A 23,449-nucleotide genomic window follows, 5' to 3' on the forward strand; every position below is an offset into this window, starting at 1 on the left:
CACCCTCCACGTTCGGTGCAAGAAAGGTGGGCACGCTACGCTTTGCCCACCCTACGTTCGAAGCAATCGTCGCCGGCCATGCCACCACAGGCCGAGATTCCAATTCACACAGGTGGCGAGCGCAAGACTCAGGCCGATCGCCGAGCCGAACTGCAGCGCGGCGAGGTGGAGCACCGCGACCGCAAGCCCAAATCCCATCAGGCCCCAGGCGCCGTTGGCGATCACGGCGGCCGTCGGCGGGCCGCCGATGCGCGGATGCAGGATCAGCATCATCGACGTGAACACCACCGGAAACAGCGCGATGATGCCGCTGACACGCGGGCCGACCCAGCCTGAGGACGTCACCACGATCGCGACCAATGTCGCGACCAGCGAGGCGCGCAGCGGGATGTCGTACCAGCGGCGGGTGATCAGCGGCATCTTCTTCACATGGCGATAGCGCTGCAACAGCGGCACGCAGATCGCAAAGGTGATGACGTTCACGATCAGCCCGGCGGCAAGCGTCCAGTGGAACTGGCGGAAGATGGACGCGAGCAGGAGCCATACCGCGACGGCGGCGACCGTGCTGAGCAGCGCACTATGGCGCTGTGCCAGCACGACATAGGTCAGTCCAAGATAGATCGTCGCCGCGTTGATGGGCAGGCTGGCGAGCGCGCCCTCGGCGATGAACGCCGCATCATGGTCGAGCGCGAGGAAGACATAGGATGGCCCCGCCGAGATCGGCAGCGTTGCCACCAGCGCGCCGATCACTGGCCCCGAACGCTCGGTGATGATGGAGGCGGTCACGACAAAGGCGGCGGTGGTCGCCATGCGCAATAGCAGCGTCAGCAGGAAGATGAATTCGGGGGGCATCGGCGCCGAAGAATTTATTGCAGGATCGCCGTAGCGACGGCCGCTTTCACCTCTCCCATAGGGAGAGGTCGATTTGCGCAGCAAATCGGGTGAGGGTTCAGGTCCCTCGAGGAAGCGAAGCCCCTCACCCGCGCCTTCGGCGCGACCTCTCCCTATGGGAGAGGTAAGACAAGACATCACGCCCGCTTCAGCGAGACCGCGACCTCCGGGCCGTGCCTGATGGTCTGGTAGACCACGCAATAGCGTTCGGTCAGCTTCAAGAGGAGGTCGAGCTTGTCCTGCGGCGCGTCGGTGTCGACCTCGAAGCGCAGGCGGATCTCGGCGAAGCCGACCGGGGCCTCCTTGTCGACACCGAGCGTGCCGCGGAAATCGAGATCGCCCTCGGCGAACACGTTGCCGCTCTTGAGCGGCACTTCGATCGCGGTCGCCACTGATTTCAAGGTCACGCCGGCGCAGGCGACCAGCGCCTCGAGCAGCATGTCGCCGGAACAGAGTTCCAGCCCGGAGCCGCCGGTCGCCGGATGGAGGCCCGCGACCGCGAGCGCGCGGCCGGTTTCGACCTTGCAGGCGATGCCTTCGCTCTCGATCGAGCCCTTGGCTTTCAGGGTGATGACGGCGGTGGCGGGATCGGCCTTGTAGCGTTCCTTGATCGGGGCTTGCAGCGCGCGGAGCTCGGTGGCGTCCATTGTTGTTCTCCCGGATTTTCTGCCTCCGGGTGTACTGCCTTATCGCACCGCTGTCACCACCACATCGCCTCGCCTGCATTCGCGGCCGCCTCGCTGTCAGGCACGTTGCGGTCGAGCGAACGATCGAGCGCCGTCAGCACGCGGCGCTTGAAATTGTCGAAATGTGCCGAACTTCGGTCGCGCGGCCGCGCCAGGTTGATCGCGATCTCCTCGAACAGCCGGCCCGGCCGCGGCCGCATCACCAGCACGCGGTCCGCCAGCACCACGGCCTCGTCGACGTCATGCGTCACCAGGATCAGCGTCGGGCGAGTGTCGGCCCAGAGGTCGAGCAAATGATCCTGCAGGTCGCGCCGGGTGAAGGCGTCGAGCGCGGAGAACGGCTCGTCCAAGAGCAGCACCTCCGGCTGCGGCACCAAAGCGCGCGCGATCGCCACCCGCTGCGCCTGCCCGCCGGAAAGCTCGCGCGGCCAGGCATTGGCCTTGTCAGTGAGGCCGACACGGGCCAGCGCGCGGGTGACCTTTTCACGCCGCGCATCGGCTGGCAGGTCGGAAAGACCGAAACCGATATTGTCGGCGACGCTGAGCCATGGCAGCAGCCGCGGCTCCTGGAAGATGATGCCGATCTTGGCGTGCGGCGCGGTGATGGTGTCGCCATCGAGCGTCACCGTGCCCGACGTGGCGCGATCGAGCCCGGCGATGGCGCGGAGCAGCGTCGACTTGCCGCAACCGGAGCCGCCGATGATGGCGATGATTTCGCCCGGCTTGATCTCGGCAGAGAAGCGCGACAGTGCATGGACCCCGTTGGGATAGGTCTTGCCGACCTTGTCGAGCGCGAGCATCAGGCGGCTCCGCGCTCGCGGCCGAAGGCGTCCTGCCAGCGCAGGAGCGGCGCGGTGGCGAGCTCGATCAGCCAGTCGGTGGTCTTGCCGAGGATCGCGAAGATCACGATCGCGGCGACGATCTGCGCCGGCTTGCCGAGCTGCTGGCCGTCGATCAGGAGATAGCCGAGCCCCTCGGAGGCGCCCATGAACTCGGCGGCAACCACGAACATCCAGCCGAGACCAAGGCCGACGCGGAGCGCCACCACGTAAGCCGGCAAGACCGCCGGCAACAGGATGCGCCGGATCATCGCCGGGCCCGAGAGGCGGAAGATGCGGCCGACCTCGACGATCTTGCGATCGACCGAGAGGATCGCGCCCATCACGCCGAGATAGACCGGGAAGAACACGCCGACCGCGATCAGCGCGACCTTCGAGGTTTCGAAAATGCCGAGCCAGAGGATGAACAGCGGCACCCAGGCAATCGAGGGGATCGCCCGCAGCGCCTGCACGGTCGGATCGAGCAGCCGCCGCGCCAGTCCCCAATAGCCGGAGACGGCGCCGAGCAGCGTGCCGGCGACGACGCCGAGCGCAAAGCCCGCGGCAACGCGAGAGAGCGTCGTGATGATGTGCCGCGACAGCTCGCCGCTTTTCGCCAGTTCCACGATCGTGGCGAAGACTTTCGTCGGCGGCGGCACCAGCCGGCCGTTGGAATAACCGAGCCAGACCGCGAGCTCCCAGCCGACGGCGAGACCCGCTGGCAGCAGCAGCCCGAGCGCGGGCCGCACAAAACGCGACAGCCGCACCGCCGCAGGCGGCATGGCGGCGTCGGGTTGTTCCAGCACTGGCACTTCAATGGTCATCGCCACGGCAAGAACCCTTTCCCGCGCCAGATTGCAAGGTGGGTCTCACCCCACTTTGTCCCGCGAAAGCGGGGATCCATAACCACAGGAGCCGGTGGTAAGGCAGGGCTGGGGCCCCAACGTCGCGCCACATCGAACATTCGTGGTTGGGTCCCGGGTCGCGCTTCGCTTGCCCGGGACGACAGCTCAAATCGTCGAGGCTTCGTAGCCCGAGTTTCGCTGAGCTCCACCCGGGCTACGGATCGTCAATTCGTCGGCAGAGGGACTTGGTCGTCGATCAGCGAATTCAGCACCGCCTTCACGTCGACCTTGGCATCGACCACGCCGGCCTGCTGCAGCGCGAGCCCTGCGGCGAGGATCGAATCGCGCTGCGGGGCGCCGATCCGGCTGTGGGTCAACTCGGTGCGCTCCTTGAGCTGCTTGTCGACCACGGCCTCCGGCAGCTTGGTTACGGCAATGAAGGTCTTCTTCAGCTCGTCGTAATTCGCCAGCGAATATTTGCGGGCCTCTTCGTAAGTAGCGAGCACGCGGCGCACGACGTCCGGGTGGTCCTTCAGGAACTGCTCGCGCACATTAAGGATGCCCCAGGTGTTGGCGTCCGCCTTGCGGAAGAACAATTTTGCGCCGTCCTCGACTTCGGCCTGCGCCATCATCGGATCGAGGCCGGCCCAGGCGTCGACATCGCCGCGGATCAGCGCGGTCTTGCCGTCGGCGTGCTGGAGCAGCACCGGCGTGATGTCCTTTTCAGAGAGGCCGGCATCAAGTAGTGCCCGCACCAGGAAGATGTGCGGATCGGTACCGCGGGTCACCGCGACGCGCTTGCCCTTGAGGTCGGCGACCGAGGCGATCTTGGAATCCTTGCCCGTGACCAGCGCGGTCCATTCGGGACGCGAATAGACATAGATCGACTTGATCGGGTTGCCGTTGATCTTGGCGACCAGCGCGGCCGAGCCCGCCGTCGAACCCAAATCGATCGATCCCGCGTTGAGGAATTCGAGCGCCTTGTTGGAGCCGGCGGATTGCACCCAGACGATGCTGATGCCGTCCTTGGCGAACTCCTTTTCCAGGAGCCCTTTCTGCTTCAGGACCAGCGAGACCGGATTGTAGGTCGCCCAGTCGATGCGTATCTCCTTGAGCGGCTCCGCCGCAAAACTTGCCGCGGGCGCAAGCGCCAAACCTGCAATCATCGCAGCCACAGTGCGCCGTGAAATCCGGACCATCCTCAGCCTCCAGGTACTGGAAAATCTTGTTAAAACGTCATTTCATCTCAATGAGTTAGGCCGCAAGGTCAATGAGAAAATCCGGATCCTGAAGGCGGCCGCGCGAGAATGAATTTGCCCAAATCAACTGGAATTCAGCACAGAGTGATCGCGGGGCCACAATGTCCCGTGACAGCACAGGCGCCGTCCTTTATCGGGATAGACCATGGATAGTGTCGTGGCCGAACCCCGCCCGGAAGTGGATGACCGTTTCGATACCGCGCGGATCACCGCCGCGGTCGACGCGCTCGCCGAGAAACACGCGGGACGCGAGGACCAATTCCGCTCGGCCATGGCGCAACTGCTCAAGGCGGAATTGATCGCGGCACGCGCCACGGCACAGGCCGTACTGCTCAAGGACCGCCACGGCCGACGCTGCGCGGAGCGGCTCTGCATCGTGCAGGACGAGATCATCCGCATCCTCTATGCGGCGGCGACCAAGCATCTCTATCACTCGCCGATCCCCTCCGGCGAGGAGCGCATGGCGGTCGTCGCCACCGGCGGCTATGGCCGCGGCCTGATGGCGCCGGAATCCGACATCGATCTGTTGTTCATCCTGCCCTACAAGCAGACCGCCTGGGGCGAGCAGGTCGCCGAAGCGATCCTTTATTGCCTGTGGGACATGGGACTGAAGGTCGGCCACGCCACGCGGTCGGTCGACGAATCGATCCGCCAGGCGCGCGGCGACATGACGATCCGCACCGCCATCCTGGAGACGCGGTTCCTGACCGGCGACCGGCCGCTCTATGACGAACTGGTCGACCGATTCGACAAGGACGTCGTGCAGGGCACCGCTGCCGAATTTGTCACCGCCAAGCTGGCCGAGCGCGAGGAGCGGCACCGCCGCGCCGGACAGTCGCGCTATCTGGTCGAGCCCAATGTCAAGGACGGCAAGGGCGGCCTGCGCGACCTGCACACGCTGTTCTGGATCGCGAAATACGTCTACCGCGTGCGCGAGACCGATGAATTGCTCGAACGCGGCGTGTTCGACGCGCAGGAATACCGCACCTTCCGCCGCTGCGCCGATTTCCTGTGGTCGGTGCGCTGCAACATCCATTTCTTCGCCGGCCGCGCCGAGGAGCGGCTGTCGTTCGACGTCCAGCGCGAGATCGCGGTCAGGCTCGGCTACACCTCGCATCCCGGGATGCAGGACGTCGAGCGCTTCATGAAGCATTACTTCCTGATCGCCAAGGACGTCGGCGACCTCACGGCGATCCTGTGCGCCAAGCTGGAGGAAGAGCAGAAAAAGCCGGCGCCGGTGCTGAGCCGCATGGTGGCGCGCCTGCGGCCCGGCAGCACCAAGCGGCGCGTGCCCGAGAGCGACGACTTCATCGTCGACAACAACCGCATCAACCTGGCCGCGCCCGACGTCTTCAAGCACGATCCGGTCAACCTGATCCGCATCTTCCGCCTGGCGCAGAAGAACAACCTCGCCTTCCACCCCGACGCGATGCGCACCGTGACGCGCTCGCTGAAGCTCGTGAACACACAGCTTCGCGAAGACGCGGAAGCCAATCGGCTGTTCATGGAGATCCTGACCTCAGACAATGCCGAGATCGTGCTGCGGCGAATGAACGAGACCGGCGTGCTCGGTCACTTCATCCGCGCCTTCGGCAAGATCGTGTCGATGATGCAGTTCAACATGTACCACCACTACACGGTGGACGAGCATCTGATCCGCTGCATCGGCTTCCTGCAGGAGATCGAGCGCGGCGGCAATGACGAGTTCATTGTCGCCAGCGACCTGTTCCGCAAGATCCGCCCCGAGCATCGCCCGGTGCTCTATATCGCGACCCTTTTGCACGATATCGCCAAAGGCCGGCCCGAGGATCATTCGGTCGCCGGCGCGAAGGTGGCGCGACGGCTATGCCCCCGGCTCGGCTTCAGCAACGCCGACACCGAGCTCGTCGCATGGCTGATCGAGGACCACCTGACGATGTCGACGGTCGCGCAGTCGCGCGATCTCTCCGACCGCAAGACGATCGAGAATTTTGCCGCCGTCGTGCAATCGGTCGAGCAGATGAAGCTGCTGACGATCCTCACCACCGCCGACATCCGCGGCGTCGGCCCCGGGGTGTGGAACGGCTGGAAGGCGCAACTCCTGCGCACGCTCTATTACGAGACCGAGCCGGTGTTGACCGGCGGCTTCTCGGAAGTGAACCGTGCCCGCCGCATCGCGGTGGCGCAGGCCGAATTCCGGGCCGCCTTCACCGAATGGCCGGAGGCGGAGCTCAACGCCTATATCGAGCGGCACTATCCGGCGTACTGGCTCAAGGTCGAATTGCCGCGCAAGATCCGCCAGGCGCGCTTCATCCGCGCCAGCGAGCAGGCCGGGCACAAGCTTGCGATCAATGTCGGATTCGACGAGGCGCGCGGCGTCACCGAACTGACGATCTGGGCGACCGACCATCCCTGGCTATTGTCGATCATCGCCGGTGCCTGCGCTTCCGCTGGCGCCAATATCGTCGACGCCCAGATCTACACCACGACCGACGGCCGCGCGCTCGACACCATCGCGATCTCCCGCGAATACGACCGCGACGAGGATGAAGGCCGCCGCGCCACCCGGATCGGCGAGATGATCGAGGACGTGCTGGAAGGCAAATTGCGCCTGCCCGAGGCGATGGCACGCCGCGCCGTCCATCGCAGCAGCGGCAACAAGGTGAAGGCGTTCACCGTCGAGCCCGAAGTGACGATCAACAACCAGTGGTCGGACCGCTACACCGTGATCGAGGTTTCCGGCCTCGACCGGCCCGGCCTGCTGTACCAGCTCACCACCGCGATCTCGAAGCTCAACCTCAATATCGCCTCCGCCCATGTCGCGACCTTCGGCGAGCGCGCCCGCGACGTGTTCTATGTCACCGACCTCCTGGGCGCGCAGATCACTGCGCCGACCCGGCAGGCCGCGATCAAGAGTGCGCTGTTGCACCTGCTGGCCGACGAGAACGCGGCCGCCCAGCCGGCGGCCTGAACCTTCGCCGTGATTTTACGGAACCAGCAACCGGCTGACAGTTAAGCCTTTTATCCGATCAGCCAGCTTCAGGGTTGCCGCCTCAACGCCGCTGCCTTACCTAGAGCCTTGGTAAACCGTGGCTCTAGCCTTTTGTTTCGACGCGTTTTCTGGCGCGAACCGGTATCCACCCTCGGATCAAGTCCGGGGGCATGCTTCGCGCGAAAACGCTATGGTAGGCTCATGAAATTCCTCGATGAAGCAAAGGTCTATATTCGCTCCGGCGACGGCGGCAACGGCTGCGTCGCGTTCCGGCGCGAGAAGTTCATCGAGTTCGGCGGGCCCTCCGGCGGCAATGGCGGGCGCGGCGGCGACGTCATCATCGAGGCGGTCGACGGGCTGAACACGCTGATCGACTACCGCTACCAGCAGCATTTCAAGGCGCAAAAGGGCACCAATGGCATGGGCAAGGACCGCCATGGCGCCAATGGCAAGCCGATCGTGCTGAAGGTGCCGGTGGGAACCCAGGTGTTCGACGAGGACCGCGAGACGCTGATCTACGATTTCACCAAGCTCGGCGAGAAATTCGTGCTGGCCGAGGGGGGCAATGGCGGTTTCGGCAACGCGCATTTCAAGTCGTCCACCAACCGCGCCCCCCGCAATGCCAATCCCGGCCTGCCCGGCGAGGAACGCTGGATCTGGCTCCGCCTGAAACTGATCGCCGATGCGGGCCTGGTCGGACTGCCGAATGCCGGCAAATCGACCTTCCTGTCCGTGGTCAGCGCCGCCAAGCCGAAGATCGCGGACTATCCCTTCACCACGCTGCACCCGCAGCTCGGCGTCGTCAGCGCGCAGGGCCGCGAATTCGTGCTCGCCGACATCCCCGGGCTGATCGAGGGCGCGCATGAAGGCGCTGGCCTCGGCGACCGCTTCTTGGGCCATGTCGAGCGCTGCCGCGTGCTGTTGCACCTGATCGACGCCACCTGCGAGCATGCCGGCAAGGCCTACAAGACGGTACGTACCGAGCTCGAGGCCTATGAGGGCCATCTCGCCGAGAAGATCGAGATCGTCGCGCTGAACAAGATCGACGCGGTCGCGCCGGACGAATTGAAGAAGCAGAAGGACCGGCTGAAACGGGCGGCAAAGAAGACGCCGCTGCTCGTCTCCGCCGCCACCGGCGAGGGCATTCCGGACGCGTTGAAGGCGCTGGTCGAGGTGATCGGCGAGGCGCCGGTGTCGGCCAAGGCCAAAGGCGGCACTGATGCCGAACCCTGGGCGCAACCGACGCCGCAGGGTTGATTCCAACGCTCTTTCCCGAGCGCCGCTTTCAAAGTAAGGGGTGGTGCGCATCCCTCCGCTGCTCTACTCCGACCGAACCCATGAAACGCCCCGCGCTCAATCGCTTTCGCCGTATCGTCGTCAAGGTCGGCTCATCGCTCCTGATCGATTCCGAGGCGGGCGAGGTCAAGTCGTCGTGGCTGTCTGCGCTCGCCGCCGACATCGCCAAGCTGCACCGGGAAGGCCGGGAGGTGTTGATCGTCTCCTCCGGTTCGATCGCGCTCGGACGTAGCCAGTTGAAACTGCCGCGCGGGCCCCTCAAGCTCGAGGAGAGCCAGGGTGCAGCCGCCGTCGGGCAGATCGCGCTGGCACGGATCTGGTCGGAAGTGCTTGGCGATCACGGGATTCGCGCCGGACAGATCCTGGTCACGCTGCAGGATACCGAGGAGCGCCGCCGCTATCTCAATGCGCGCTCGACGATCGCCAAGCTCCTGGAATGGCGCGCGGTGCCCGTGATCAACGAGAACGACACGGTCGCCACCAACGAGATCCGCTATGGCGACAATGACCGCCTCGCTGCCCGCGTCGCTACGATGGCGAGCGCCGATCTCCTCGTCCTGCTGTCCGACATCGACGGCCTCTATGACGCGCCGCCAGCCGGCAACCCCAACGCAAAACTGATCCCGGTGGTCGAAAGCATCAGCGCGGAGATAGAGGCGGTGGCGGGCGAGGCTGGATCCGAGCTGTCGCGCGGCGGCATGCGCACCAAGATCGAAGCGGCCAAGATCGCGACCACCGGCGGCACGCACATGCTGATCGCCTCCGGCAAGATCGAGCATCCGTTGCAGGCGATCGCGGACGGCGGGCGCTGCACCTGGTTCCTGACGCCGGCCAACCCGATCACAGCGCGTAAACGCTGGATCGCCGGCTCGCTGGAACCGAAGGGCACGCTGACCATCGACGCCGGCGCGGTAGCCGCGCTACGCGCCGGAAAGAGCCTGTTGCCGGCCGGCGTGATCCGGATCGACGGCCAGTTCGCCCGCGGCGACGCGGTGATCGTCCGTGGCCCCGATACCCATGAGATCGGCCGCGGCCTCGTCGCCTACGACGCAGAGGAGGCCGACAAGATCAAGGGCCGCTCCTCCCCCGACGTGATGGCCATCCTAGGCATCAGCGGCCGGGCGGAGATGATCCACCGCGACGATCTGGTGGTCGGCCCTGCAGGGGTTATTCCGGCCAAATAGGCCATTGGCCGAGCTCCTGCGGACTTCCCGGCGATTGGTGAAACCGACCCGGTTCGACCTGCCATGCCGGTTCCTCGCCTCGCCAAGGCCCCGATTTCCGTGCTAGACCATGGTCTTAACAGAACGCTGGGACACTCCATGACTGCGCCGCTGAAGGCGATCGACGGTAACGCCGATCTGCCGACCCTCATGAATGAACTCGCGACACAAGCGCGTGCCGCTGCGCGCGTGCTGGCGCTCGCGCCGCCCGAGCAGAAGAACAGGGCCCTTGCCGCGATCGAGCGTGCCATCCGCGAGAATGCACCGACCATCCTTGCCGCCAATGCCGAGGATGTCGCCGAGGCGCGCGCGAGCGGTGCGACCTCGGCATTCGTCGACCGCTTGACGCTGACGCAGGCGCGCATCGAGGCGATGGCCGATGGCGTCGCCACCGTGCGCAACATTCCCGATCCGGTCGGCGCCGTCACCGAGAGCTGGCGGCGGCCGAACGGCATGACCATCGAACGCGTCCGTGTGCCGCTCGGCGTCATCGCCGTGATCTTCGAAAGCCGCCCCAATGTCGCGGCCGACGCCGGCGTGCTGTGCCTGAAATCCGGCAACGCCGTGATCCTGCGCGGCGGTTCCGACAGTTTCCGCTCCTGCCGCGCGATCCATGAGTGCCTGGCGCAGGGCCTGCGCGAGGCGGGTCTGCCGGAAGCCGTGATCACGCTGGTGCCGACCCGCGATCGCGCCGCGGTTGGGCTATTGCTCACCGGGTTGAACGGCGGCGTCGATGTGATCGTGCCGCGCGGCGGCAAGAGCCTGGTCGCGCGGGTGGAAGCCGAAGCGCGCGTGCCGGTGTTCGCCCATCTGGAGGGCGTCAACCACGTTTATGTCGACCGCTCGGCCAATCTGGAGATGGCGAAGTCGATCGTGCTGAACGCCAAAATGCGGCGTCCCGGCGTCTGCGGCGCGGCCGAGACGCTTCTGGTCGACCGCGCCGGCGCCTCCGCCAGCCTGAAGCCGCTGGTCGAAATGCTGATCGATGCCGGCTGCGAGGTGCGCGGTGACGAGACGGTGCAACGCGTCGATGCCCGCGTGAAGCCGGCAGCCGAGGAAGACTGGGACACCGAATATGAGGACGCGATCATCGCGGCTCGAATCGTCGACGGCGTCGATGAAGCGATCGCGCATATCCACCAGCACAGCTCGCGGCATACCGATGCCGTCGTGACGGATGATAAGGCTGTTGCGGAGAAATTCCTCAACGAGGTCGACTCCGCGATCGTGCTGCACAACGCCTCGACCCAGTTCGCCGACGGCGGCGAGTTCGGCTTCGGCGCGGAGATCGGGATAGCCACCGGCAAATTCCACGCCCGCGGGCCGGTCGGCGCCGAGCAACTGACGAGCTTCAAGTATCGCATCCACGGCACCGGACAGACGCGGCCGTGAAGCCAAACTTGTGATCCCATTGAAGCCCGCCCAGATCGCGTCGCCATCGGTCGCGCAGGCGCTTCCGTTCTACACCAACGGAATGCGCATCGGCCTGCTTGGCGGCTCCTTCAATCCGCCGCATGCCGCGCATCGCGCGATCAGTCAGTTCGCGCTCAAGCGGCTGCAGCTCGACCGCGTCTGGTGGCTGCTCACGCCTGGCAACCCGCTCAAGAATCACGACGGCCTGCATGCGCTCGCCGAGCGCGCTGCAGCCGCACTGAAAGTGGCCGACGATCCTCGTATCGATGTGAGCTGTCTCGAAGCTGTCATCGGCACGCGCTACACTGTTGACACGATCATCCATTTGCGGCGCCGCGTCTCCGGCGTGCATTTTGTCTGGATCATGGGCGCCGATAACCTCGCGCAGTTCCACCGTTGGAAAGACTGGCGGCGCATCGCCTCCGATGTGCCGATCGCCGTGATCGACCGTCCGCCACAAAGTTTCCGCGCGCTCGCCGCGCCCGCCGCACAGGCGCTCGCCCGCTATCGTCTGCCCGAGAATCAGGCGCCCCGGCTGGCGGACCAACAGGCGCCAGCCTGGGTCTTTCTCACTGGCATGAAATCCAATCTGTCTTCGACCGGCCTTCGGAACCCTGATGGGAGCTGGAGGACGGTCTAGCGCATGATCGAGGTGGATCATGCGGCAAGTGGCGTGGGGCTTACTGGAATATTGAAACCCTTAACCCCACATGCGTAGTATAGGCGGCGGGCACCGAGATTCGGCGTTCGCGATACAGTGAAAGGAATGGTCCCTGGCCACACCTGTATTGTCCAAGTCTGTTTTACCCAAGGCAGCCAACAAGGCAGCAAAACCTGCGCGTAAAACATCGACCCCGACTGCGGCCTTGAAGGCGCAAGGCGACGCCGACAAGACCCTGAATATGATCCTCTCCCGCCTCGACGATATGAAGGCGGAAGAAACGGTCACCATCGACCTTCGCGGCAAATCAGCATACTCCGACTACATGGTCATCACCTCGGGCCGGGCCAACCGGCACGTCGGTGCGATCGCGGAGAACGTCACGAAAGCCCTGAAGGAAAACGGCATCAGCAAAATCCATGTCGAAGGCTTGCCCAATTGCGACTGGGTGCTGATCGATTCCGGCGATGTGATCGTGCACGTGTTCAGGCCCGAGGTGCGCGAGTTCTACAATCTCGAGCGGTTGTGGACGCAAAGCCCGGTCGCGGCGGTCTAGATCTCTGAGCCGATGCAAATCGGCCGATGCGCATGCTAACATGCGTTAATGCGGTTACTTGTCATCGCGATCGGCCGATTGAAGCAGGGCCCGGAGCGGGAACTGGCGGAGCGCTATCGCGAGCGCTTCGACGATATCGGTCGCAAGCTCGGCTTCCGCGGCCTGGACGTTCATGAAATTTCGGAAAGCCGCGCGCGAGACGCAGCAACAAGGATGGCCGAGGAAGCCGCGGCGATCTCGGCGCTGATCCCGGAAAAACACCTGCTCGTGGCGCTGGATGAGCGCGGCGAGAACGTCGACAGCGCGGCTTTTGCCGGGTATCTCGGGCGCTGGCGGGACCAATCGGTCGCCAACACTATTTTCGTCATCGGCGGCGCCGACGGACTTTCGCCTGATTTGCAGCGCAAGGCCAAGCTGCGCGTCGCATTCGGCGCGGCGACTTGGCCGCACCAGATGGTCCGGGTCATGCTTCTGGAACAGATTTATCGGGCGGCGACCATTTTGGCCGGCCACCCCTATCATCGCGCGTGAACCGTCAAGAGAAAGCGCTGAACAATCCGATGCCGTCGCTGCGCGACCTTCACCGTTATCCCGACGCCGCGCACCGCGGCCGGTATCCGGCATCCTGGCTTCCCCTTCCGGTCGTGTTGCTGTCGGCAACCCTTGCCACAGCCGCGATCGCGCAAACACCGCCGCAACAGCAACAGACCGCGGCAACCGCGCCTTCGCCCGATATCATCAAGCAGCGGGAGCAGGAGCTTGAGGCCGCCCGCGAACAGCAACGAAAAGCCACCGAGCTGCAGGAGAAATTGAAGGCCGACATTGCCGCGATCGGTCAGGACCGCAGCAAGCTCAACCAGCAGATCATCGACATTGCGGGCCAAGTGCGCGGCGTCGAAGGCCGGATCGTCGATGCGGAGGCGCGGCTGCGCCCGCTCGACGGCCGCGAGCAGGAGATCCGCGCCTCGCTCGATTCCCGCCGCGCCGAGATCATCGAGGTGCTGGCGGCGCTGCAACGTGCCGGCCGGCGCACGCCGCCGGCGCTCCTGGTGCGGCCAGAAGACGCACTGCAGTCGCTGCGGACCGCGATGCTGCTCGGTGCGGTCGTACCTGAATTGCGGGGGCGCGCGGAAAAGCTGACCGCCGACCTCGGCGAGCTGGTTGCGCTGCGCAAAACCATCGCCAGCGAGCGCGATGCAATGGCGCGCGACCGCGACAAGCTCAGGGAAGACCAGGTCCGGCTCGCGGCGCTGGTCGAGGAGCGGCAACGCCAGCAGAGCGCGATCGAAAAGGACATGGCAGCGGAAGGCGCGCGGGCCATCGCCCTGTCCAAGCAGGTCGACGACCTGCAGGGCCTGATCGCCAAGATGGAACAGGATCTGAAGAGCGCCGCGAAAGCGGCCGCCACCGCCAACCTCCAGGGCACGCCCGCCGCCCCGAACGGCAAGCCAAATCTGGGCGCTTTGAAGGATTCGGCGCGGCTGAGGCCGGCGGTCGCCTTTGCCTCGGCCAAGGGCCTGTTCGCCTACCCTGTTAACGGTACCAGGATTCGTGATTTTGGCGGGTCTGACGGTGCTGGCGGCGTGCAAAAAGGCATTTCTTTGGCAGCGCTGCCCGGTGCCCAGGTCACAACCCCGTGTGACGGCTGGGTCGTCTATGCCGGACCCTTCCGAAGCTACGGTCAACTCTTGATCCTCAACGCCGGGGGCGGGTATCATGTTTTGATCGCCGGGATGGAGCGTATTTCGGTAAACATCGGCCAGTTTGTACTTACGGGGGAGCCGGTCGCGACCATGGGGTCTACGTCCCAGGTTGCCTCTATTTTCGCTACAAACGCGAGCCAACCCGTGCTCTATGTCGAGTTCCGTAAGGACGGCACTCCAATCGATCCAGGCCCATGGTGGGCCGCAAATGAAGGCGAAAAGGTTCGCGGATGATGCGCAAGACTTCTGTAGTTCTCCTCAGCGCCGCATGCGGTGCAGCGTTGACGCTGTTCGTTACCCAACCGCGCGCCGTGCTGATGGGATCAAGCGCGCGCGCCGCGACCTCGGATACCTACCGCCAGCTCAATCTGTTCGGCGACGTGTTCGAGCGCGTGCGCAGCGACTATGTCGAGAAGCCCGATGACAGCAAGCTCGTGGAATCCGCCATCAGCGGCATGCTGGCCGGGCTCGATCCGCACTCGAGCTACATGGACGCCAAGAGCTTCCGCGACATGCAGGTGCAGACGCGCGGCGAGTTCGGCGGCCTCGGCATCGAGGTCACGATGGAAGACGGGCTGATCAAGGTCGTCTCCCCGATCGACGATACCCCCGCGTCGAAGGCCGGCATCATGGCCAACGACATCATCACCACCCTCGACGACGAAGCCGTGCAGGGTCTGACCCTCAACCAGGCCGTCGAGAAGATGCGCGGGCCTGTCAACACCAAGATCCGGCTGAAGATCGTCCGGAAGGGCCAGGACAATCCGATCGAGGTCACGCTGGTGCGTGACAACATCCGCGTCCGCTCGGTGCGCGCCCGCGTCGAGGCCGACGACATCGCCTATATCCGCATCACCACCTTCAACGAGCAGACCACCGAGGGCCTGAAGAAGGAGATCGCCAATCTCTCGAACCAGATCGGCGACAAGTTGAAGGGCTACATCATCGATCTCCGCAACAATCCCGGCGGTCTGCTGGAGGAAGCCGTGACGGTCTCCGACGCCTTCCTGGAGCGCGGCGAGATCGTCTCGACCCGCGGCCGCAATGCCGAGGAAACCCAGCGCCGCGCCGCCCATGCGGGCGACCTGACCAAGGGCAAGCCGGTCATCGTGCTGATCAACGGCGGCTCGGCCTCGGCCTCAGAAATCGTCGCCGGCGCGTTGCAGGACCACAAGCGGGCGACGCTGGTCGGCACCCGCTCCTTCGGCAAGGGTTCGGTCCAGACCATCATCCCGCTCGGCAGCGGCAATGGCGCGTTGCGGCTGACCACCGCGCGCTACTACACGCCGTCAGGCAAGTCGATCCAGGCCAAGGGCATCGTGCCGGATATCGAGGTGCTGCAGGATGTGCCGGATGAACTGAAGGCCCGCACCGACACCAAGGGTGAGGCCTCGCTGCGCGGCCATCTGAAATCCGACGGCGACGAGAAGACCGGCTCGCAGTCCTACGTGCCGCCGGACGCCAAGGACGACAAGGCACTCAAGCTGGCCGACGACCTCCTGCATGGCATCAAGTCCACCGCCAGCTCGGCGCCGCCGCCCGGCGGTGACAAGGCTGCGGTCGACAACAAGCAAGGCAGCAAGGCCGCGAACTGATCGGCCATCGCGAATTCAGACCAAGGGCGGCCCCTTCGGCCGCCCTTTTCATTTTGAGAGTCCTGTAGCCCCGTTGGCTCCACCCGAGCTACGGGTGTCCGGCGTCCTCCGAGAAGCGGCTGTGCTATCGTCGGCGGAGCTGATTCGGGGGGTTCATGGCAGAGGCGGCCGACGAACTGAGCGCACCGCTCGGACAGGAAACCGTGGCCAAAAAACGCCGGCTCCAGGTGCCATTCACGGCCACGCAGGCGCTGGCGGTGATGCTCGGCCTGATCCTGGTCACTTTCGCCGGCATCGCCTTGTTCAACGATGATCCGCTCGGCGGCGAGCCGATCGCCCATATCGCCTTGCGCAAGGCGCCGGTGGCGGAGGAAAAACCCGCAGCGGCCGGCCCTGCCGCCGAGCCCATGGCGAAATCGCCGCCCAGGCAGGCTGCCGGCGAGAGCAAGACGGTCACCATCATCGACGGCTCGAGCGGCGCGCGGCATGACGTCGTCGTCAGCGGCGATGCCGCCGACAAGGCCGAGTCCGACGCCGCGCCAGGGCCGATGACCGGCATAGACCAGCGCCTCCTGGAAAAATCGCGCTATGGCATGATCCCTGTGGTCGCCGACGGCTTGAGGCCGTTTACGGTCTATGCGGCCGATGCCGACCGCGCCAAGGCGGCAAAAACACCCGTGGTGGCGATCGTGGTCGGCGGGCTCGGCGTCGGCGCCGCCAAAACCACCGACGCCATCATGAAACTGCCGCCGGCGGTGACGCTGGCCTTCACGCCCTATGGCGCCGACCCGACCAAGCTTGCCGAACGGGCGCGTGCGCAGCGCCACGAGATCCTGCTGCAGGTCCCGATGGAGCCGTTCGACTACCCGGACAATGACCCGGGCCCCCAAACGCTGCTGACGACCCTGAACGCGGAACAGAATCTCGACCGGCTTTATTGGCACTTCAGCCGCATCCAGGGCTATGCCGGCATCGCCAATTTCATGGGCGCCCGTTTCGTGGCGACCGATCCGGTGATGCAGCCGATCATGCGTGAAGCAGCCAAGCGCGGCTTGAGCTATTTCGACGACGGCGCCACGCCACGCAGCGTCGCGGCCTCGCTCGCCGCCGGCCAGGCGCTGCCCTTTGCCAAGGCCGATTTCACCATCGATGCGGTTCCGACGTCGGTGGAGATCGACCGGGTGCTGGTCAAGCTCGAGACGCTCGCCAAGGAACGCGGCGTCGCGGTCGGCGTGGCCTCGGCGCTGCCGATTTCGATCGAGCGCCTCGCGGCCTGGACCAAGACGCTGGAGGCGCGCGGTATCCTGCTTGTGCCATTGACAACCGCGATGCTGAAATCAAAATCGGGCTAGAACTTCAACCTGATGGCGCGACTTCGGACTTCCGGACCCGCCCGTCTTCCAGATCATGATCCGCCAGGTGAATCGGGTCATGGTCTCGTCTTTTTGTTGGAGCGTGATCTTCCCACGCAAACGCTTTACGTTTGTCGCGAGGGAGAAACGATTTCCGACTGGTTCCGGATCACGCTCTGGGAGTCCTGATCGAATGACGCGTTACGAGGAACTGCCCTACCGGACCTGCGTCGGCGTGATGCTGCTCAACCGAGACGGGCTGGTCTTTATCGGACGCCGCGCCGGCGGCATCGAGCATGTCGACGACACCCACATCTGGCAGATGCCGCAAGGCGGCGTGGATCCCGGTGAAGACGTCTGGGACGCCGCCAAGCGCGAGCTCTACGAGGAGACCAGCGTCCGATCGGTCGAGAAACTCGGCGAGGTCGAGGACTGGCTGATTTACGATATTCCGCGCACGGTCGCAGGGCGCGCCTGGAAGGGCCGCTATCGCGGCCAGCGCCAGAAATGGTTCGCGGTTCGCTTCACCGGCAAGGACAATGAGATCGACGTGGAACATCCCGGCGGCGGCCACAAGGCCGAGTTCTCGAACTGGCGCTGGGAGCCGATGAAGAATCTCCCCGAATTGATCGTGCCGTTCAAGCGGCCGGTGTATGAGCGCGTCGTGCAGGAGTTTTCCAGGCTCGCGGGCCGATAGGAATGTCCGAGGAAAAACTATACCGCCCCAATGTCGGGATCGCGCTGTTCAACACGTCCGGCCACGTGCTGATCGGCCACAGATTCAGGGACGATGGTCCGGAAATCATCCTTCCCGGGCTTGAATGGCAGATGCCGCAGGGCGGCATCGATGCTGGCGAGGAACCGCGCCAGACGGTGATGCGTGAACTCTGGGAGGAGACGGGCGCCGTTTCCGCCGACTATCTCGGCGAGACCGATTGGGTCACTTATGAATTCCCGCCCTACAATGGACCGCCGCATCGTCTCGGCAAATTCCACGGACAGCGGCAAAAATGGTTCGCGCTGCGATTCACCGGGCGCGACGAGGAAATCGACCCGCTGACACCGCGCAACGGACAACCGGCCGAATTCGACGCCTGGCGCTGGGAGCGGCTCGACCGCGTCCCCGATCTCGTCGTGCCGTTCCGCCGCGAAGTGTACCGGCATGTCGCCCGCAGCTTTGCCGCCTTTGCGCAAGCGCGCTGAGACCGGATTGCAGAACCTCACCTCGTCTAAAGCGCGATGAGATGAGGATGAATCATTATCGCGCTTTAGGTTATTGTTTGAGCATGATCTTTTCGGAAAACCGCTTCACACTTTTCCGGATCATGCGCTAGGTGAACGCATTACTCGGATAGCGGGAACTCGGCGACATCAAGGATGCTGCCGATGCCATGCCGCAAGCGGCGCACGGCGCTGTCTTCGCTCGCGAGACCGAACGCCAGCATGGAGCGTCCGGTCACGGCGTAGACGTGGCCGAACGGAAAGCTTGGCAGTTGCCCCTCCGGCTGGTTGGTGTCGATCAACCCCTGCCAGTGCTGTCCTTCCGGAACTTCCGGCAGCGTAAAGTTCACGACGTCATAATGGGCGTTGTAGATCAACAGCAGGGTTGCGTCCGATCCGCGACGTTTGATTCCGGTTTCCTGGGCGCGACCATCAAGCAGCATCCCGAAGCAGCGCACATTGCCATCCTGCCACTGCTCGACGGTCATTTCTTCGCCCGACGGGGCAAGCCAGGTCACGTCCTTGACGTCGAGCTCCTCATTGTGGGTGCCGATCAGGAAACGGCTCCGATAAAGGATCGGAAACGCCTTGCGCATCGCGATCAGCTTTCGCGTGAATTCGCGCAAGGCACGTCCTTCAGGCGATATCTTCATCCAATCGAGCCAGGTGGTCTCGTTGTCCTGCGCATAGGCGTTGTTGTTGCCCTTCTGGCTGTGACCGAATTCGTCGCCGGCGAGCAGCATCGGCGTGCCGTGCGACAGGACCATCGTGGCAAGGAAATTGCGCTTCTGCCGCTCGCGTAACGCGACAATCTCCGCATCCGATGTTGGACCTTCGACGCCGTGATTCCACGAGTGATTGTTGGAATGGCCGTCCTGGTTTTTCTCGCCATTGGCCTCGTTGTGCTTGTCGTCGTAGGAGACGAGATCGTTGAGGGTGAAGCCGTCATGGGCGGTAACGAAGTTGACGCTCGCCCACGGTTTGCGGCCGCGCTTGTTGAACAGGTCTCCCGACCCGGTAGTGCGCTTGACGAAATCAGCGACCTGCCCGGCATCCCCTTTCCAGAAGCGTCGCGCCGTATCGCGGAATTTGTCGTTCCATTCCGCCCAGCCCGGCGCGAACTGGCCGACCTGGTAGCCGCCGGGGCCGATGTCCCATGGCTCCGCGATCAGCTTGACGCTGGAGAGCACCGGGTCCTGCCGACAGGCATCGAGGAAGCTGCCGCCTTCATCGAAGCCGTAGGGTTCGCGCGCGAGAATGGTGGCAAGATCGAAACGAAAGCCGTCGACGCGCATCTCCGTTGCCCAGTAGCGAAGAGAGTCGGCGACCATCTGCAGCACGCGCTGGTGCGATAGATTGACGGTGTTCCCGGTGCCGGTATCGTTGATGTAGTAGCGCTTCTGATCGGGCAGCAGCCGATAGTAGTTCGCGTTATCAATGCCCTTGAAGGACAGCGTCGGTCCGAGTTCGTTGCCTTCGGCGGTGTGGTTATAGACCACGTCGAGGATCACCTCGATGCCGTGGGCATGGAATTGGTTGACCATCTCCTTGAACTCGGTCGCCAAGCCAGTCCGCAGGTAGCGCGGATCCGGAGCGAAGAAAGCGAGCGAGTTGTAGCCCCAATAATTGCGCAGGCCTCTGTCGACCAGATAGCTGTCGTCGACGAAAGCATGAATCGGCAACAGCTCCGCGCTGGTGACGCCGAGCGAGCGCAGATACGCTGATACGTTCGGGCAGGCGAGGCCCGCGAACGTGCCGCGATCGGCTTCCGGCACCAATGGATGCAGCTTGGTGAAGCCCTTCACATGCATCTCGTAGATGATGGTGCGCTCCCACGGCGTCGCGGGCTTGCGGTCACGTCCCCAGGTGAAAGCGGGATCGATCACCCGGCACTTCTGCACCAGATGGATATTGTCGCGGTCATCAAACGATTTGTCCTTGTCGGCATCGCCGATCTTGTAGCCGAACAGTTCGGGACCCCATTGCAACTGCCCGACCAATTGCCGGGCGTAAGGGTCGATCACCAGCTTGTTCGGATTGAAGCGATGGCCGGCGTCGGGTTCGTAGGGACCATGGACGCGATAGCCATAGACCAATCCTGGCCGCGCGGTCGGCAGATAGCCGTGCCAGACTTCGTCGGTATATTCGGGAAGCTCGATCCGCTCGACCTCGGTTTGGCCGGCGTCATCGAACAGGCATAGCTCCACCTTGGTGGCATGCGCTGAAAACAGCGCGAAGTTGACACCCAGGCCGTCCCAGGTGGCGCCCAGGGGAAACGGCCTGCCTTCGCGAACAGCGGAGCGCCGCAGCAACTGGGCTGCCTGCGCGAGCTCACGACCTGCGGCTGATCTATCCATCAGAAGGCCTGCCCTTCGGTGACATAAACGCCTGCACCTCACCATCGTTCCTCTGGTCGGGCGGCTCGGCTCACCCGATCTCCGCCGCCCGAACGGGTTCCCGGCCTCCTGGTCCTGTGACATCATGCAGCAGAGCAACCCTCTCGGCCCAGGCCGGACGGCCGAGGCCGCGCGGAAGGCCGCTTAGAGTACGATCCGGAAAAGCGGATACCGCTTTCCCGAAAATATCGATGCTCAGACAAGGACGAGAGAACGCAGTTGATCCATCAAGGGGAGAGGAGAAAACGTCATGGCCGCGAAAGACGTGAAGTTCTCAACCGAGGCCCGCGAGCGCATGTTGCGTGGTGTAGATCTGCTGGCGAATGCGGTCAGGGTGACGCTCGGACCGAAGGGCCGCAACGTCGTGCTGGAAAAATCCTTTGGCGCGCCGCGCATCACCAAGGATGGCGTCACCGTCGCCAAGGAGATCGAGCTCGAGGACAAGTTCGAGAACATGGGCGCACAGATGGTGCGGGAAGTCGCGTCCAAAACCAGCGACATCGCGGGTGACGGCACAACCACCGCCACTGTGCTCGCACAGGCAATCGTCAGGGAGGGCGCCAAATCGGTCGCCGCTGGCATGAATCCGATGGACCTGAAGCGCGGCATCGACCTCGCGGTCGAAGCGATCGTCGCTGACCTCAAGACCCATGCCAGGAAGATCACCTCCAATGATGAGATCGCCCAGGTCGGCACCATCTCCGCCAACGGAGATGCCGAGATCGGCCGCTTCCTTGCCGATGCCATGCAAAAGGTCGGCAATGAAGGCGTGATCACGGTCGAGGAGGCGAAGAGTCTCAACACCGAGCTGGAAGTGGTCGAGGGCATGCAGTTCGACCGCGGCTATGTCTCGCCCTATTTCGTCACCAATGCGGAGAAGATGAAGGTCGAGCTCGAAGAGCCCTATGTCCTGACCAATGAGAAGAAGCTGACCACGCTGCAGTCGATGTTGCCGCTGCTGGAAGCGGTGGTGCAGTCCGGCGAGCCGCTGCTCATCGTCGCGGAGGACATCGAGGGCGAGGCGCTGGCGACGCTCGTCGTCAACAAGCTGCGCGGCGGCCTGAAGGTCGCCGCGGTGAAGGCGCCGGGTTTCGGCGATCGCCGCAAGGCGATGCTCGAGGATATCGCCATCCTCACCGGCGGCACCGCGATCTCCGAAGATCTCGGCATCAAGCTCGAGAATGTCACGCTGAACATGCTCGGCCGTGCCAAGAAGGTCGTGATCGAGAAGGAGAGCACGACCATCGTCGATGGCGCCGGCGCCAAGAAGGACATCGAGGCACGCACTGCCCAGATCAGGACGCAGATCGACGAAACCACTTCTGACTATGATCGCGAGAAGCTTCAGGAGCGGCTCGCCAAGCTCGCCGGCGGCGTCGCCGTGATCCGGGTCGGCGGCGCGACCGAAATCGAGGTGAAGGAGCGCAAGGACCGGGTCGAGGACGCGCTGCACGCCACCCGCGCAGCCGTCGAGGAAGGCATCCTTCCCGGCGGCGGCGTGGCGCTGCTGCGTGCCTTGAAGGCGCTGGACAAGATCAAGACCACCAATGCCGACCAGAAGGCGGGCGTCGATATCGTCCGTCGTGCCTTGCAGATACCGGCGCGCCAGATCGTCGAGAATGCCGGCGAGGACGGTTCACTGGTGGTCGGCAAGCTCCTGGAGCGCGGCGACTACAATTGGGGCTTCAATGCCGCGACCGGCGAGTACGAGGACCTGGTGCGCGCCGGCGTGATCGATCCGGCGAAGGTGGTTCGCACCGCATTGCAGGACGCGGCATCCGTTGCCTCGCTCCTGATCACGACGGAAGCATTGGTCGCCGACAAGCCGAAGAAGTCCGAGCAGACGCCCACCCCGCCGCCGATGGACTTCTGATCGACAACAAGGGCGGCCCGCGGATAATGCCGCCGGTCGCCTTACGCGATTGGCGAACTTTCCTGAGTGGCCGGAAAATTTCGGACACCCCTCTTGAAAGTTCGCGCCGGTTTTCTAATTCGATTTTGCCGCCAAGAAAGGTGGTGCCGGATGCCAGCTTGGGTCCGGCGAACTGGGCGGCGGACAGTGTCCGACGCTCCTTCGTATCCATCTTGCTCTGAGGAGGACTTGGTTATGAGGACCTTTGACTTCTCGCCCCTGTGGCGCTCCACAGTCGGCTTTGACCATCTTGCGGATTTGCTCGATGCGAGCCTACGGCAGTCCGCCGACGACAACTATCCCCCTTACAATATCGAGCGGTCCGGCGAGGACAGCTATCGGATCTCGCTGGCAGTTGCCGGCTTTGGCGTGAATGACATCACCGTCACCGCCGAGCAGGACATGCTCACGATCGAAGGCAGGAAACCTGAGGGCCCGGCGCGCGATTATCTCTACCAGGGCATCGCCGCGCGACCGTTCCGGCGGGTATTCAGCCTCGCTGACCATGTGCAGGTTAGGCAGGCCTCCATCAAGGATGGCCTCTTGATCGTCGATCTCGTCCGCGAGGTGCCGGAATCGATGAAGCCGCGACGCATCCCGATCGCGGGTACGGGCTCCCAAGCAATCGAGCAGAAGCAGGCGGCCTGACTT

Annotated in this window: 20 protein-coding genes; 14 read left to right on the forward strand and 6 right to left on the reverse strand. The window is 64.3% G+C overall.

Annotation, left to right across the window (positions count from 1 at the left end; translation table 11 throughout):
• Positions 1 to 51: 51 nt before the first annotated feature.
• The 5 genes from AC5ZG1_RS02750 to AC5ZG1_RS02770 form a co-directional block, all read right to left on the reverse strand.
• Entirely contained in the window at positions 52 to 852 is an 801-nt protein-coding gene (locus AC5ZG1_RS02750) for a hypothetical protein (RefSeq protein ID WP_456641498.1), read from the reverse strand.
• Positions 853 to 1,028: 176 nt separating this feature from the next.
• Positions 1,029 to 1,538, reverse strand: coding sequence for an OsmC family protein (locus AC5ZG1_RS02755; RefSeq protein WP_456641499.1), 510 nt, complete (start codon positions 1,536 to 1,538; stop codon positions 1,029 to 1,031).
• Between the two features lie 53 nt (positions 1,539 to 1,591).
• Positions 1,592 to 2,377, reverse strand: a complete 786-nt coding sequence (locus AC5ZG1_RS02760; RefSeq protein WP_456641500.1) for an ABC transporter ATP-binding protein — start codon at positions 2,375 to 2,377, stop codon at positions 1,592 to 1,594.
• Complete coding sequence (locus AC5ZG1_RS02765) at positions 2,377 to 3,219, reverse strand: ABC transporter permease (RefSeq protein WP_496132084.1); 843 nt, start codon at positions 3,217 to 3,219, stop codon at positions 2,377 to 2,379. The genes AC5ZG1_RS02760 and AC5ZG1_RS02765 overlap by 1 nt, the downstream gene beginning before the upstream one ends.
• Positions 3,220 to 3,464: 245 nt before the next feature.
• Positions 3,465 to 4,439, reverse strand: coding sequence for an aliphatic sulfonate ABC transporter substrate-binding protein (locus AC5ZG1_RS02770; protein ID WP_456641501.1), 975 nt, complete (start codon positions 4,437 to 4,439; stop codon positions 3,465 to 3,467).
• A gap of 205 nt (positions 4,440 to 4,644) precedes the next feature.
• On the opposite strand from AC5ZG1_RS02770, the gene AC5ZG1_RS02775 reads away from it, so the two are divergent.
• From AC5ZG1_RS02775 to AC5ZG1_RS02830, 12 genes are all read left to right on the forward strand, one after another.
• Positions 4,645 to 7,449, forward strand: a complete 2,805-nt coding sequence (locus AC5ZG1_RS02775) for a [protein-PII] uridylyltransferase (protein WP_028166272.1) — start codon at positions 4,645 to 4,647, stop codon at positions 7,447 to 7,449.
• Between the two features lie 222 nt (positions 7,450 to 7,671).
• Entirely contained in the window at positions 7,672 to 8,727 is a 1,056-nt protein-coding gene (obgE, locus tag AC5ZG1_RS02780) for a GTPase ObgE (protein WP_028166271.1), read from the forward strand.
• Positions 8,728 to 8,807: 80 nt separating this feature from the next.
• A complete protein-coding gene (proB, locus tag AC5ZG1_RS02785; RefSeq protein WP_496131920.1) occupies positions 8,808 to 9,950 on the forward strand; it encodes a glutamate 5-kinase in 1,143 nt (380 codons plus the stop codon).
• A gap of 138 nt (positions 9,951 to 10,088) precedes the next feature.
• Positions 10,089 to 11,381, forward strand: coding sequence for a glutamate-5-semialdehyde dehydrogenase (locus AC5ZG1_RS02790; RefSeq protein WP_496131921.1), 1,293 nt, complete (start codon positions 10,089 to 10,091; stop codon positions 11,379 to 11,381).
• 19 nt (positions 11,382 to 11,400) lie between these two features.
• Positions 11,401 to 12,042 carry a nicotinate-nucleotide adenylyltransferase gene (locus AC5ZG1_RS02795; protein WP_496132085.1) on the forward strand — a complete coding sequence of 214 codons (642 nt, stop codon included), beginning with the start codon at positions 11,401 to 11,403 and terminating at the stop codon, positions 12,040 to 12,042.
• A gap of 226 nt (positions 12,043 to 12,268) precedes the next feature.
• The gene (rsfS, locus tag AC5ZG1_RS02800) at positions 12,269 to 12,619 is read left to right on the forward strand and encodes a ribosome silencing factor (RefSeq protein WP_028166267.1); all 351 of its coding nucleotides are present in this window, start codon (positions 12,269 to 12,271) and stop codon (positions 12,617 to 12,619) included.
• A gap of 48 nt (positions 12,620 to 12,667) precedes the next feature.
• Complete coding sequence (gene rlmH / locus AC5ZG1_RS02805; protein ID WP_208827485.1) at positions 12,668 to 13,150, forward strand: 23S rRNA (pseudouridine(1915)-N(3))-methyltransferase RlmH; 483 nt, start codon at positions 12,668 to 12,670, stop codon at positions 13,148 to 13,150.
• A 29-nt stretch (positions 13,151 to 13,179) separates the two neighbouring features.
• Entirely contained in the window at positions 13,180 to 14,556 is a 1,377-nt protein-coding gene (locus AC5ZG1_RS02810) for a murein hydrolase activator EnvC family protein (RefSeq protein ID WP_463328380.1), read from the forward strand.
• Positions 14,553 to 15,917 carry a S41 family peptidase gene (locus tag AC5ZG1_RS02815; RefSeq protein ID WP_456645259.1) on the forward strand — a complete coding sequence of 455 codons (1,365 nt, stop codon included), beginning with the start codon at positions 14,553 to 14,555 and terminating at the stop codon, positions 15,915 to 15,917. The genes AC5ZG1_RS02810 and AC5ZG1_RS02815 overlap by 4 nt, the downstream gene beginning before the upstream one ends.
• A gap of 155 nt (positions 15,918 to 16,072) precedes the next feature.
• Positions 16,073 to 17,269 (forward strand): divergent polysaccharide deacetylase family protein, encoded by a 1,197-nt coding sequence (locus AC5ZG1_RS02820; protein ID WP_496131922.1) that lies wholly within the window; start codon positions 16,073 to 16,075, stop codon positions 17,267 to 17,269.
• Between the two features lie 193 nt (positions 17,270 to 17,462).
• The gene (locus AC5ZG1_RS02825) at positions 17,463 to 17,966 is read left to right on the forward strand and encodes an RNA pyrophosphohydrolase (RefSeq protein WP_028166262.1); all 504 of its coding nucleotides are present in this window, start codon (positions 17,463 to 17,465) and stop codon (positions 17,964 to 17,966) included.
• A 2-nt stretch (positions 17,967 to 17,968) separates the two neighbouring features.
• Positions 17,969 to 18,472, forward strand: coding sequence for an RNA pyrophosphohydrolase (locus tag AC5ZG1_RS02830; RefSeq protein ID WP_130225352.1), 504 nt, complete (start codon positions 17,969 to 17,971; stop codon positions 18,470 to 18,472).
• A 140-nt stretch (positions 18,473 to 18,612) separates the two neighbouring features.
• Here AC5ZG1_RS02830 and glgX read toward each other — a convergent pair whose 3' ends face one another.
• Entirely contained in the window at positions 18,613 to 20,847 is a 2,235-nt protein-coding gene (glgX, locus tag AC5ZG1_RS02835) for a glycogen debranching protein GlgX (protein WP_496131923.1), read from the reverse strand.
• Between the two features lie 289 nt (positions 20,848 to 21,136).
• On the opposite strand from glgX, the gene groL reads away from it, so the two are divergent.
• Positions 21,137 to 22,759 carry a chaperonin GroEL gene (gene groL / locus AC5ZG1_RS02840; RefSeq protein WP_496131924.1) on the forward strand — a complete coding sequence of 541 codons (1,623 nt, stop codon included), beginning with the start codon at positions 21,137 to 21,139 and terminating at the stop codon, positions 22,757 to 22,759.
• Between the two features lie 234 nt (positions 22,760 to 22,993).
• Positions 22,994 to 23,446 (forward strand): Hsp20 family protein, encoded by a 453-nt coding sequence (locus AC5ZG1_RS02845; RefSeq protein ID WP_130225350.1) that lies wholly within the window; start codon positions 22,994 to 22,996, stop codon positions 23,444 to 23,446.
• Positions 23,447 to 23,449: the final 3 nt, after the last annotated feature.

This window comes from Bradyrhizobium sp. Leo78 (assembly GCF_059512425.1).